Origin of the sequence: Gelidibacter gilvus (assembly GCF_004115975.1) — a bacterium.
Taxonomy (GTDB): domain Bacteria; phylum Bacteroidota; class Bacteroidia; order Flavobacteriales; family Flavobacteriaceae; genus Gelidibacter; species Gelidibacter gilvus.
Map to the genome: position 1 here is coordinate 392,772 of NZ_SDDZ01000001.1, position 12,743 is coordinate 405,514.

The window sequence follows — 12,743 nt, forward strand, 5'->3', positions numbered from 1 at the left end:
ACCACAACATGAAAACTATTTACGCTATTGCCTTTTCTTTAATCTTGTTTACGTCTTGTAATAAAGGTAAGGATCAACGAATCATTCCTGGATCGAATGGAAACATTAATAACCTTTTGGTCGTCGTTGATAATCTCCTATGGGATGATAGTGTAGGGGAAACCATTAGAGACGTTGTTGCAGCTTCTATACCACTTTTAAGTCCAGAGGAACCCGTGTTTTCACTTAACCAAATGCCACCTATGGTATTTGAGGGATTTGCCACTAAAAACAGAATTATTTTAAAAATAGAAAAAGGCGGTGAAGCTGGTGTCGTCATTAAAAATGATGTCTACGCAAGACCTCAAACCGTTGCTGTTGTTTCTGGAAAGACCGATAAGGAAATTAATGATCAGTTGCAGATAAATGGCGATAAAATAATCGCAGCTTTCAAGAAAGAGGAATTAAAAGAAAACCAACGTCGTATTAGAATTTCTTTAATGGATGACGGTGCTCTACAAGAATCTTTAGGCGTTAAATTAAATTTTCAAACGGCCTATAGAATCGCCAAACAAGAAAAGGATTTCTTTTGGATCAGAAAAGACATTCCTACGGGCACCATGGACATCATGATTTATGAAGTGCCTCTTAACGCTATAAAAAAAGGAGATAGCACCATCATCGACATTATTAGAATGAGAGATTCCATTGGTGAAGTCCATATTCCTGGTCCTGTAGAGGGTTCTTATATGATTACCGAAGATGCTTATACGCCTTATCTATATGAAACTACGGTTGATGGTAAGCCAACATTTGAAACTAGAGGTATTTGGGATGTTAAGAACGCTTTTATGTCGGGACCTTTTATCAACTACGCCATTGAAGATAAAGCGAACAGCAGATTTGTTGTCATTGAAGGTTACGTTTTTTCACCGTCGGTTGAAAAAAGGAACAATATTTTTGAATTGGAAGCTATTATAAAATCCATTAGGATAAAATAATCACAAAAAGCAAATCACATAAAACAAAAAAAGAGCCAACGATTAAATTGGCTCTTTTGTTTTTATAGGATATAATTATTTGTTTTTATCAGTGGATGTGTTTGTTTCATCACTTTCTTCTTTACTGGCATCCTTAAACTCTTTAATGCCACTTCCTAATCCTCTCATGAGTTCTGGAATTTTCTTGCCTCCAAAAAGCAATAATACCAACACGACTACGACTACTATTTGCCATGGTCCAACCGCTAAAAAAATACTTGATGCTATCATAACATTTGATTTGAACTGCAAATTTAATAATTAAACTTCAAATTAAACGTTAAAAACAAACTTTAGATGAAAGACAATATAGATTGGCTTAATTTTATTTAATTTTGTTTAGCATGACCACTAGAAAAAAAGAGAAGAAATTCACAAAAAAACTACTTCATAAGTACCGTTTGGTAATACTTAATGAAGATACCTTTGAAGAGCGCTTTGCCATTAAGTTAACACGCTTGAATGTGTTTGTTATTGTATCTTTAAGCAGTATACTGCTGGTTGCAGGAACTATCTTTTTAATCGCGTTTACGCCATTGAGGGAATATATACCTGGGTATTCTTCGGCAAAATTAAAGAAGCAAGCCACACAGCTCAGTTTTAAAACGGATTCCTTGAAGCAGGTGATAGATGTCAATGAAAAATATTTTGCCTCCATTAAACGTGTGCTTACAGGCGATGTTAAAACTGTTGAGTTCAACAAAGATTCTATTTTAAACGCTTTCCATGAAGATGCCGGGCAATTAACTATAAAACCGACCAAGCAGGATTCCGTATTACGGGAAAAAGTGGATAAGGAAGATAAATACAACTTTTTTGAATCGGCCATCTCAGCTTCAAACTTCGTTTTGTTTCCACCGGTAAATGGAACTATTTCAGAAGGTTATAATGTAAAGGAAAAACATTATGCCGTCGATATTATTGTTGCTAAAAACACGCCGGTTAAGGCCACAGCAGATGGGACGGTTATATTTGCAGAATGGACCTCCGAAACAGGTTACGTGGTCATAATAGAACACAGTTATGAGCTTATTTCGGTATATAAGCATAATGCGTCGCTGACCAAGGAACAAGGTGATATAGTTAAAGCAGGAGAAGTCATTGCCATTTCAGGAAACACAGGCGAATTCACTACAGGACCGCATTTACACTTTGAATTATGGAGTAAAGGCTATCCGATCAATCCAACCAATTTTATAGATTTCAAATAAATGTTTACAATAAAATCGGCTCTTGCCAAAGTCTTTGCGCGCTCCGTTAGAAAGTCGGTTTTAAAATGGGCCAATAACCCCATCGAAACCCAAAACGCTGTATTCAAGCACCTCATGGAAGAGGCCCAAAACACACAATTTGGGAAGGACCATGATTTCAGGAATATCAAATCGCATTCCGATTTTGTTTCACGTGTTCCCGTTCGGGATTATGAAGAATTAAAGCCATATGTGGAACGCGTGGTTGCGGGAGAACCAGATATTTTATGGAAAGGCAAGCCCCTGTATTTCGCCAAAACATCCGGAACTACTTCGGGTTCAAAATACATTCCGCTCACCAAAGAAAGCATGCCAACACATGTTGAAGCTGCCAGAAATGCCATTCTCATGTACATTGCAGAAACCGGGAATTCAGAGTTTGTCAATGGAAAAATGATCTTTCTGCAAGGCAGCCCCATTTTAAAGGAACAGAACGGGATCCAACTCGGGCGTTTATCAGGGATCGTTGCCCATTTCGTTCCAAAATATCTTCAAAAAAACAGAATGCCTTCATGGGAAACCAATTGTATTGAAGATTGGGAAACGAAAGTGGAAGCGATTGTTGCTGAGACCCTACCAGAAAATATGACTGTAATTTCAGGAATTCCATCTTGGGTACAAATGTATTTTGAAAGAATCCATGAAAAAACAGGTAAAAAAGTTGGAGAAGTTTTTAAAAATTTCAACTTATTTATTTTTGGAGGTGTTAATTATGAACCCTATCGCGCAAAATTTGAGAGCCTAATAGGAAGAAAAGTGGATAGTATAGAACTCTATCCTGCTAGTGAAGGGTTTTTTGCGTATCAAGATCAGCAAAATCAAAAAGGAATGCTGCTGCAATTAAATTCAGGAATTTTTTATGAGTTTATCAAAGCAGATGAGTTTTTTGATGAGCATCCAAAAAGGATGACCATTTCCGATGTGGAATTGAGAACCAATTATGTGATGATCATTTCATCAACCGCAGGGCTATGGGCATATAATATTGGAGATACGGTTGAGTTTACCTCGCTAAAACCCTATCGGGTGATCGTCTCAGGTCGGATTAAGCACTTTATTTCTGCTTTTGGCGAACACGTGATTGGTAAGGAAGTAGAGCAAGCGCTCCATGAAGCAATTGAGGGATCCAACGTTCAGGTTTCAGAATTTACGGTGGCACCACAAATCAATCCGTCCAGCGGATTACCGTACCATGAATGGTTTATCGAATTTGAAAATGAGCCTGATAATTTATCGCAATTGGCAGAGAGGATTGAGATGTCACTTCAAAAGCAAAACAGCTACTATTTAGATTTGATTCAGGGTAAGGTGTTGCAGCCTTTAAAAATTTCAAGGGTCAAAAAGAATGGTTTTCAAGATTATATGAAATCCATAGGAAAACTTGGCGGTCAAAATAAACTTCCTAGACTTTCCAATGACCGAAATATAGCAGACACGCTTACCAAACAAAATTTAACTAAATAATTCTATCTTTACAAGATAAATACTAAATATGAATAAAAAGCATCATGCCCGAACGAGAGCCCAGGAAAGTTCAAATGCCATTGAAAGAATGTATATTACCATGCGCCATTTGTTTAATCGCGGATTTTACAAGCCAATGGGTATTTCTGGTGAAACCCTTCGGGAGTCGTTATTACTCCTAAGACCTGAGATCTATGGATCCATTGGAGAAGAAAAAGCAGAGTTAGAAGGTCTGCTTTATGTTGTGGATAGATTACCATATGGGATTGAAGAATGCACCTTTATCAACCTAACTAGCGATGAAGGCTATAGCAATTCACATTTTAAAGCGATTATTCCTCCAAAAAGAAGACGAAATTGTTTCCGTATAGACAATGAGCAAATGAATATTGAAATCACACGAGGTCGCTCAGAAATCTATGATATTTTAACACACTTGACCTTTATGTTTGTAGAGTCTCACAAAATCAGCAAGCGTGTGCTTATTGATGAGGAGGGAACGACTACTAGAGATTGGCTAAAATTGGAAAAAGCAGTACTTTCCAACCAAGAATTGACGCAACCAGAAAGAGAGATTGCTATCGCGCATACCGCGAATATTTTAGGCAGGACGTTTGATGAACTGACCCAGATGTACAGTTCTTTTGCCTTGCCAGACCAACCAGAACGCTTTCTACATTTAATTTACTGGTTAGGAAAACTAGCCATAGAGGAAGTGGTCAATAACAAAGGAAGAACGGTAACCTTTAGTCCAGTGTTAAGAGAACGACTGGGCCATCATATCCATGGTGAAATTTGGTCGGACACCATTAAGGAAGCCTTAATAAAAAACGGATTGATTGATCGTCCTATCCATGTGATCAGTGCAAACATGCATAGTGTTATGAATTCCATTTTTGCACCTCAAGCATTAAAGACCTTGGCGACAAAAAAGAGCATGTTTGAAGTCTACGAAGCATTAAGCCAAAAGGAAAATCAAGAATTACGAAATAAAGTCACCAAGGAAGCCTTATCAAAAGGGATGATCTACATTCCAGACACTTCAGGTACCAATATTGACGTTCAAATTTTTGATACGGCCAAAATAGATTTCACAAAAACAGATTTAGAAACTTCGAAATTGTTTGAGGATTCAGAAAAACCAGTCCTATTTGTGATGGATTACGCCTTTGGAGAACAAGCTTATGAAACCATTGATGAGTTGCTAAAACCAATTAAATTAAAGGATCAGCAAATCCATCTGAATATTGATTCCATCTCCATTATGGGCAAAGCCGGAATTCTAGAAGGTGGCAAAGGAGACATTATGATTCCGTCTGCACATATCTTTGAAGGCACCGCCGATAATTACCCATTGGAGAATCAGCTTTCCAAATCGGATCTTGAAGGACATGGGATTGATGTCTATGAAGGAACTATGATTACTGTTTTAGGAACCTCTCTTCAAAATAAAGAGATCTTAAAATTCTTTTTCAATTCCACGTGGAATGTCATTGGTTTGGAAATGGAAGGCGCTCATTACCAAAAAGCCATACAGGCAGCTTCAAAAGTTAGGGGCAGTATTAACCCTAATGTTAAGGTGAGATATGCATATTATGCTAGTGATAATCCGTTAGAAACTGGGAGCACTCTAGCCTCAGGAGGCTTGGGAACTACAGGTGTAAAACCAACCTATTTAATAACTAGAAAAATATTACATCAAATATTCAACTAATTAAAAGCTATGAATGAAGATTTAAGTAAAAATCAACCACCAAGTGATGAGGTTGATTTGGGTCAATTGTTTAATGCGATTGGAAGGCTTTTTGAACGGTTTTTTCGGTTTATAGGTTCAATATTTACTGCTATATTCAGTGTTATTATATTCATCCTCAAAGTCATAATTGACAACTTTAAGCTCATTTTTGCAGTCTTGATTGGGGCCTTTATTTTAGGTTATTTTATTGAAAGAAGTCAGCCTGTTGTCTATTCTTCACAACTGCTAGTAAAACCTTATTTTGATTCTAAATATCAATTGATAAATAACGTCAATTATTTTAATACATTGATTAAAACACAGGGTTATGAAGAGTTATCAAATGTTTTTAAAATTCCTCTAGAATCTGCCTTAGAACTAAAATCTTTTGAGGTGAAGCCTGGACCAGAAAGTGATAATGACAAAGCGAAGGCCTATGGCAATTTTCTTGAATCTATTGATACATCTAGCGCAAGAACTATTACCTATAAAGAATTTATCCGAAATAGAGATATTTACTCTTCAGTAATTTTCGAGATCAACGTAGAATCAACAAAAAAAGATATATTTAAAAATCTAGAAGAGGGATTAAATAGAACATTCAGGAACACCTATTCTGAGCGTATGAAACAAAGAAGGGATACCTTAATTGCAATACAGAAATCAAACATTTTAGCTTCCCTTACCTCAGTTGACTCCCTTAGCAAAGTTTACATTGCGGTTCTTCGAGAAGAATCCCGAAAGGGCGCTACTAAAATTAGCTTTGGAGAAGGTCTTTCATTCGAACCCGAAAGTAAGTCTAAAACTAAAGAATTTGAGTTGCTCGAAAGAGAAATTGTTCTAAGAAACAAATTAGCGAAACTAGATGAAATGAAAGTAGAAGAGGATAGTTTTTTTGATGTTGTGTCTAGTTTTCAAGAGGTAGGTAATATAACTTCCAAGTTTAAGGATAGATACACTATCCTTTTTCCACTAATTGGGTTTTTAGTGCTGACCATTATTTTTATGATTAAACGAACCATTAAATATGTTCGAGGTTATGAAAGGTAAAACGTCGATTTTAATAACAGGAGGAGCCGGTTTTATTGGATCTCATGTTGTTAGATTATTTCTAACTAAATATCCTGACCATCAAATGTATAATCTCGATAACCTTACCTATGCTGGAAATTTAGAGAATTTAAAGGATGTTGAGAATCTACCAAACTATACTTTCATAAAAGGTGATATCGTTGACCAAAATTTTATAAACGAGATTTTTGAAACCTATAAGTTTGATAAGGTCATACATTTAGCGGCGGAGTCTCATGTAGACCGATCTATTGAGGATCCTTTGGCATTTGTAAAAACAAATGTTATAGGCACGATGAATTTGCTGAATGCTTTTAAAATGCTCTGGAAAGACGATTTTAATGGCAAGCTTTTTTACCATATTAGTACCGATGAGGTTTACGGCAGTTTAGGTCAAGAAGGATTTTTTACAGAAGAGACGCCTTATGATCCTAATTCACCTTACTCGGCGTCCAAAGCAAGTTCAGATCATTTTGTCAGGGCTTACGGAGAAACTTATGGATTGCCATATATCATTTCCAATTGTTCAAACAATTATGGGCCTTATCAATTTCCTGAAAAACTAATTCCCTTATTTATCAATAATATTTTAAGTGGAAAATCACTGCCAGTCTATGGCGACGGCAATTATACTAGAGATTGGCTTTATGTGGAAGATCATGCAGAGGCGATAGATTTGATCTTTCATAAAGGTAAAATTAATGAAACTTATAATATTGGCGGATTTAACGAATGGAAAAACATTGATTTGATCAACCTTTTGTGTGATAAGATGGATCTTAGATTGGAGAATGACAAAGGAACTTCCCACAAACTTATTACCTATGTCAAGGATAGGCCAGGACATGATTTAAGGTATGCCATTGATGCCAATAAACTTAAAAAAGAACTGGGTTGGGAACCTTCATTAACCTTTGAACAGGGTCTTGCTAAAACTATTGATTGGTATTTAGAGAATGCTACATGGCTCAAAAACGTGACTACTGGCGCGTATCAATCCTATTATAAAAAGCAATACAGTTAAGATGAAAGGAATTATTTTAGCCGGAGGATCTGGAACGCGATTGCATCCATTAACCTTAGCCATAAGCAAGCAATTGATGCCCGTCTATGACAAACCCATGATATATTATCCTATATCCACCTTGATATCCTCAGGTATTCGAGAAATTCTGATTATTTCGACACCGCAAGATTTACCTCTTTTTAAACTACTGTTGGGTGATGGCACTCAATTTGGCTGCGAATTCCATTACGCAGTACAGGAAGAGCCTAAGGGTTTGGCCCAAGCTTTCCTAATTGGGGAAGAATTTATTGGGAAAGATAAAGTTGCCTTAATCTTGGGTGATAATATCTTTTACGGATCGGGATTGTCTGAGCTACTTCAAGCCAACAGCAACCCAGATGGAGGTATTATTTATGCTTATCATGTCAATGATCCTGAACGTTATGGGGTGGTTGAGTTTGATGAGAATGGGCATGCTATTTCCATAGAAGAAAAACCGATAACCCCAAAATCCAATTATGCTGTTCCTGGAATCTACTTTTATGATAATTCAGTTATTGAAATAGCTAAGAGCATTAAACCTAGTAAAAGAGGTGAGTTGGAAATTACTGACGTCAATAAGGCGTATTTAAAGCAAGGAAAACTGAGTGTAAGTATTTTGGATAGAGGAACCGCTTGGCTAGACACAGGCACCTTTAAATCGCTTATGCAGGCGGCACAGTTTGTCCAAGTAATTGAAGAACGTCAAGGTCTTAAAATAGGCTCAATTGAAGAGGCAGCCTACAAAATGGGGTTCATCAATAAAAAACAATTACATGCGTTGGCCGAACCACTTTTAAAAAGTGGCTATGGACAAAATTTGATAGATTTAAAATAAGTTATTTTGGGAATAGAAGAGACGAACTTAAAAGATTGTTATTTAATTACGCCAAAAGTTTTTGCAGATGACCGCGGCACTTTTTTTGAAAGTTTCAATAAAAAGCAATTTTTAAAATTAACAGGGCTCTCAATTGATTTTGTTCAGGATAACCAATCATTATCCCAAAAGGGGGTGTTAAGAGGGCTACATTTTCAGACCGGAGATTTTGGACAGGCAAAATTGGTTCGAGTTATTACCGGCAGTGTTTTGGACGTTGCTGTAGATGTTCGACCGGAATCTAAAACTTTTGGACAGCACTTCTCAATGGTTTTGAGTGCCCAAAACAACAAGCAACTATATATTCCACGAGGTTTTGCACATGGATTTTTAGTTTTGGAAGACCATACTATTTTTTCTTATAAATGCGATAATTACTACAACAAAGCATCTGAAAGTGGAATCATTTTTAATGATCAAACACTCCAGATCGATTGGGGATTTTCAGAATCAGAACTTATTATTTCAGAAAAAGACAAAGAACTTCCAACGTTTGAAACTCTTTTCAAATGAAAAAAACAGTCCTTGTCACAGGTGGTAACGGTCAATTGGGACAATGCATCCAAAGCATTGCCAATCAGTTTCCATCACTTCATTTTTTGTTTGTAGACAAAGACATACTCGATATTACAAATGAAAAGGATGTTCTAGACTTCTTTGAAGCACATCATATCCATTGGTGTATTAATTGTGCAGCATATACAGCGGTGGATCATGCTGAAGAAAATCAGGAATTGGCACTTCAGGTTAACGTAGTTGGCGCAAGAAATATAGCCAATGCGTGTCAACGGAACGGTAGTAAGTTAATTCAAATATCTACCGATTTTGTTTTTGATGGGAAGAGTTCCAACCCCTACAAAGAAACAGATCGTGTTAATCCTCTGGGTGTTTATGGACTGACCAAACTAAATGGAGAAGTTGAGGTTAAAAAGAATTGTCCCTCTTATTTTATTGTAAGAACCTCTTGGTTGTATTCTGAATTTGGAAATAACTTCATGAAAACAATGCTGAGATTGGGTTCGGAAAAAACTCAGTTAAGCGTTGTCAATGATCAAATAGGTTCCCCAACATATGCAATAGATTTAGCCGAAGCGTTGATACAAATAATTCAACTTGATACAGATAATTATGGTATTTACCATTATTCCAATCACGGTCAGATCAGTTGGTTTGATTTCGCGAAAACTATTTTTGAGCTAACTAACAACGACCTTAGCTTAAACCCAATTCTTTCGAAAGATTATGCGACTTTAGCTGAGAGACCAAAATACAGTGTGTTGGATACCTCTAAAATTACTGATGAATTTGCTTTAAAAATTCCATTTTGGAAAGACAGTTTAGCTAATGCGCTTTCTAAGGTAAAATAGCTCACAGTCACCACAATCAATACATGTAATTCACCTTGCAATTAGAAAAAGTACAATTACTGAGATAAAATTTTCGTTATTTTATAGACGTTTCCATGCTTAGAGAAACTGTAAAACAATGAGGATACAAATTTCTAAATTAGGCACGGCACCAATGCTAAAAACTATTTGTGGCTGTGTTCAATAGTGAATTACATAGGTTTTAAAGTTTACTCACTAGAAGACAGCTATGAAAAAATGGATATTATTTTCCCGCTGATAGTTCATAAAGAACTGAAAACATTAAGTTTGTCTTCTGATAAAGTTATGTTTAACTTTTGTGGAGTTATAAACAACAGGTAATAGTTTTACGTCAAATTGTTAATATGGAAGAATATTTTAACGGACAAAAATTATATGGAGACGACTTCAATAGCGATCAAATAACGCAATGGTATAAGGAGGAAGAGGAAGGTTACTCTAAACTTGACTCAAGGGAATTGATCCTTTTAGATCAGGATATATATCTTTATGAGCATATTAATAGGGTTCATGGGTATCAATATTTGGAGAAAAACCGAACGTATAAAAATGTTTTAGGTATAGGATCTGCCACTGGGCATGAGTTTTTACCTATTTTAGATAAGATTGAAAATCTATATATTCTTGAACCATCAGATAAACTTAAAGGACAAAAAATAAAAGATAAAACCATTACCTACATCAAGCCACAAATTAACGGTGATATAGTTTTTGAAGATGGTTTTTTTGATTTAGTCACATGTTTTGGGGTGTTACATCATATTCCAAATGTTTCTCATGTATTGAAAGAAATCCACAGAACGATGAGGAAAGATGGCATATTGCTACTAAGAGAACCCATAGTGTCAATGGGAGACTGGAGACAGCCAAGATATGCGCTCACCAAGAACGAAAGAGGCCTTCCTGAATCATTTCTTAACGAGCAGTTGAAGCGGTTTGAATTTGACGTCATAAGTAGGAAATACTGCTTTACACTTTCAACCTTATTCTCAAGATTAACCCAGAACATACTTTCAAAGCCCATTTATGCTTATAAACCCTATGTTTATTTTGATAAGGTATTATCAAGTGTTTTCAGAAATAATGTTAAATATCACACTGAAAACAAGTTTCGAAGGCTTTTTCCTCAATCCGTTTATTTTGTTTTAAAAAAATAGATAATTAATTTCTTGTTAACGAGACTAGCTAGATAAATGCTGGTTTTTGAGTGAAAATTAAGATCTATAAATTTGCTATATGATTAAAAGAATATTTATTGTTGCACTATTAACAGGATTTTCTCAAATCATATCATTGGTCTCTGTTGGTTTTTTAAAATCGCTGGATCAATCACTTGTTTATGACATTGGAAATTTTGAATCTCTTGTTGTTATTTTTACTGCAATTATAGCATTAGGCCTTCAATTGGTTACCGTAAGAGATATAGCATTAGCTGATAAATGGCAAAAAATCTTAATAAATAGTCAGAGAGATCGCTTTACTTTTTCGTTGCTCATTTTTGTAAGTATCATCTGTTTTGATTTGTTTTTTAAAGAAATCAAACTGGACCATCTTTTATTCTATGTAGTGATCCCCTTAATAGCTTTAAATTCAGATTATTCATTTTATGGTAAGGGAGAGCCCGTAAAAGGTGCTTTTCTGTCTTTTTTAAGAGTTTTTATTCTATCCATATTTATTATTTTAAGTGTCGTGTTCGATAATGAATACGTCAAGATCACCTATATCATAACAGTACTGTTAACTTATTTGTTAGTAGGATTGCTCTCTTCCTATTTTAATAAGCAAACTTATTTTTTGATGCCTAAAAAAGATTTTTATAAGTCTTATTATGCCTCATTCAATGTGGGTATTGCTTCTTTCGCACTTGTTTTTTTTGGTTTGGGTATTGTTTCTTTTGCAAGTTTCTTTTTTACCGAACACGCCATTGCAAATGCGTATCTCTTATTAAAAATTTATGTTTTTTATATTGGTATCAAAAGATTGCTCGTGCAAATTCTGTTTAAAGAACTTACCGATGGAGATTTGGTGAAATATGTTGATCAAATTGGAGTTTTTGTTTCCATAGCTGTGATCATAGTCTTTTATTATTACCCTGAGTTTTCAATTAAATTTTTCACTAAGGATTATCAGAAATCATTGGATAGTATGATATACTTGCTACCAGCCATCTTTTTCACATCGATATCCTTTGCTGGATCACTAGAATTAATTTTAAAGAATAAAGACAAAATTTATGCTCTCGGATTTATTTTTGGTGCTGTTGTAGTATTGGTATTAGTTTTTATTTTCAGTTTTGTAGACAACACAAACGAATCCTATATTTATTTAGCTATTTCCATAGGCGAATTGTGCGCTATTTTAATCCATGGTTGGGGTTTGGGCAAGTTCAAGTTTTTTAAAGATAGAGCCTTATATTTCATCCCAAGTGCTGTTGTATTGGTGACACTGAATTTTCTATTAATGATGTTAAACTCTAAATTAATCTCATTGATATCATTTGTGGCCATAGTATCCGTTTATATATTACTAATTTTGAAAAATAAAATTGGTAAGAAGGTCAATATTGAAAATTAGTTGGAATATAGAAATTAATAGATGAGTGCGGAACGATCAAGAATAAAAATTCAACCAGCAGCTTCGATATTTATGATTATCGTTCTTGCGTTATTTCTCTTTGATAGAGGGTTCTCCAAACTACCGCTTAAAGGACCTTTATATGTGCACGACTTTCTACTCATTTTGGCTACAATGGTTGCCTTGGTAAGAACAAAGTTAACTTTTAAATTTCCGTCGATTTTCTTATTATGTCTTATTTCAATAATTTATTTAGTAAAATCAATATTTTTCTTTGACTTAGGCGGGGATTATTTAATTTATTTATTCCGGCAGTTTTT

12 protein-coding genes are annotated in these 12,743 nt (G+C 35.2%); 11 read left to right on the plus strand and 1 reads right to left on the minus strand.

Annotated elements, in window-relative coordinates; translation table 11 throughout:
- Positions 1 to 8: 8 nt before the first annotated feature.
- Complete coding sequence (locus tag ESZ48_RS01675) at positions 9 to 980, plus strand: DUF4837 family protein (protein ID WP_129015568.1); 972 nt, start codon at positions 9 to 11, stop codon at positions 978 to 980.
- A 75-nt stretch (positions 981 to 1,055) separates the two neighbouring features.
- Here the strand turns inward: ESZ48_RS01675 and ESZ48_RS01680 are convergent, their stop codons facing one another.
- Positions 1,056 to 1,250, minus strand: a complete 195-nt coding sequence (locus tag ESZ48_RS01680; RefSeq protein ID WP_129015569.1) for a twin-arginine translocase TatA/TatE family subunit — start codon at positions 1,248 to 1,250, stop codon at positions 1,056 to 1,058.
- Between the two features lie 113 nt (positions 1,251 to 1,363).
- On the opposite strand from ESZ48_RS01680, the gene ESZ48_RS01685 reads away from it, so the two are divergent.
- From ESZ48_RS01685 to ESZ48_RS01730, 10 genes are all read left to right on the plus strand, one after another.
- On the plus strand, positions 1,364 to 2,230 hold the full coding sequence (locus tag ESZ48_RS01685; RefSeq protein WP_129015570.1) for a M23 family metallopeptidase: 867 nt from the start codon (positions 1,364 to 1,366) through the stop codon (positions 2,228 to 2,230).
- On the plus strand, positions 2,231 to 3,733 hold the full coding sequence (locus ESZ48_RS01690) for a GH3 auxin-responsive promoter family protein (protein WP_129015571.1): 1,503 nt from the start codon (positions 2,231 to 2,233) through the stop codon (positions 3,731 to 3,733).
- Between the two features lie 28 nt (positions 3,734 to 3,761).
- A complete protein-coding gene (locus tag ESZ48_RS01695; RefSeq protein WP_129015572.1) occupies positions 3,762 to 5,447 on the plus strand; it encodes a DUF6909 family protein in 1,686 nt (561 codons plus the stop codon).
- Positions 5,448 to 5,456: 9 nt separating this feature from the next.
- The gene (locus ESZ48_RS01700) at positions 5,457 to 6,518 is read left to right on the plus strand and encodes a hypothetical protein (protein ID WP_129015573.1); all 1,062 of its coding nucleotides are present in this window, start codon (positions 5,457 to 5,459) and stop codon (positions 6,516 to 6,518) included.
- Positions 6,508 to 7,563 (plus strand): dTDP-glucose 4,6-dehydratase, encoded by a 1,056-nt coding sequence (gene rfbB / locus ESZ48_RS01705; RefSeq protein WP_129015574.1) that lies wholly within the window; start codon positions 6,508 to 6,510, stop codon positions 7,561 to 7,563. The genes ESZ48_RS01700 and rfbB overlap by 11 nt, the downstream gene beginning before the upstream one ends.
- 1 nt (position 7,564) lies before the next feature.
- Positions 7,565 to 8,422, plus strand: a complete 858-nt coding sequence (gene rfbA, locus ESZ48_RS01710) for a glucose-1-phosphate thymidylyltransferase RfbA (RefSeq protein ID WP_129015575.1) — start codon at positions 7,565 to 7,567, stop codon at positions 8,420 to 8,422.
- A 6-nt stretch (positions 8,423 to 8,428) separates the two neighbouring features.
- A complete protein-coding gene (rfbC, locus tag ESZ48_RS01715; protein WP_129015576.1) occupies positions 8,429 to 8,974 on the plus strand; it encodes a dTDP-4-dehydrorhamnose 3,5-epimerase in 546 nt (181 codons plus the stop codon).
- The gene (gene rfbD / locus ESZ48_RS01720) at positions 8,971 to 9,828 is read left to right on the plus strand and encodes a dTDP-4-dehydrorhamnose reductase (RefSeq protein WP_129015577.1); all 858 of its coding nucleotides are present in this window, start codon (positions 8,971 to 8,973) and stop codon (positions 9,826 to 9,828) included. Before rfbC ends, rfbD begins: the two co-directional genes overlap by 4 nt.
- A gap of 365 nt (positions 9,829 to 10,193) precedes the next feature.
- Positions 10,194 to 11,006, plus strand: coding sequence for a class I SAM-dependent methyltransferase (locus ESZ48_RS01725; RefSeq protein WP_129015578.1), 813 nt, complete (start codon positions 10,194 to 10,196; stop codon positions 11,004 to 11,006).
- 79 nt (positions 11,007 to 11,085) lie between these two features.
- On the plus strand, positions 11,086 to 12,423 hold the full coding sequence (locus ESZ48_RS01730; protein ID WP_129015579.1) for a hypothetical protein: 1,338 nt from the start codon (positions 11,086 to 11,088) through the stop codon (positions 12,421 to 12,423).
- Positions 12,424 to 12,743 lie beyond the last annotated feature (320 nt).

Coding starts and splice junctions, on each gene's coding strand:
- ESZ48_RS01675 (WP_129015568.1), top strand. CDS start 9: ATGAAAACTATTTACGCTATTGCCTTTTCTTTAATCTTGTTTACGTCT.
- ESZ48_RS01680 (WP_129015569.1), bottom strand. CDS start 1,250: ATGATAGCATCAAGTATTTTTTTAGCGGTTGGACCATGGCAAATAGTA.
- ESZ48_RS01685 (WP_129015570.1), top strand. CDS start 1,364: ATGACCACTAGAAAAAAAGAGAAGAAATTCACAAAAAAACTACTTCAT.
- ESZ48_RS01690 (WP_129015571.1), top strand. CDS start 2,231: ATGTTTACAATAAAATCGGCTCTTGCCAAAGTCTTTGCGCGCTCCGTT.
- ESZ48_RS01695 (WP_129015572.1), top strand. CDS start 3,762: ATGAATAAAAAGCATCATGCCCGAACGAGAGCCCAGGAAAGTTCAAAT.
- ESZ48_RS01700 (WP_129015573.1), top strand. CDS start 5,457: ATGAATGAAGATTTAAGTAAAAATCAACCACCAAGTGATGAGGTTGAT.
- rfbB (WP_129015574.1), top strand. CDS start 6,508: ATGAAAGGTAAAACGTCGATTTTAATAACAGGAGGAGCCGGTTTTATT.
- rfbA (WP_129015575.1), top strand. CDS start 7,565: ATGAAAGGAATTATTTTAGCCGGAGGATCTGGAACGCGATTGCATCCA.
- rfbD (WP_129015577.1), top strand. CDS start 8,971: ATGAAAAAAACAGTCCTTGTCACAGGTGGTAACGGTCAATTGGGACAA.
- ESZ48_RS01725 (WP_129015578.1), top strand. CDS start 10,194: ATGGAAGAATATTTTAACGGACAAAAATTATATGGAGACGACTTCAAT.
- ESZ48_RS01730 (WP_129015579.1), top strand. CDS start 11,086: ATGATTAAAAGAATATTTATTGTTGCACTATTAACAGGATTTTCTCAA.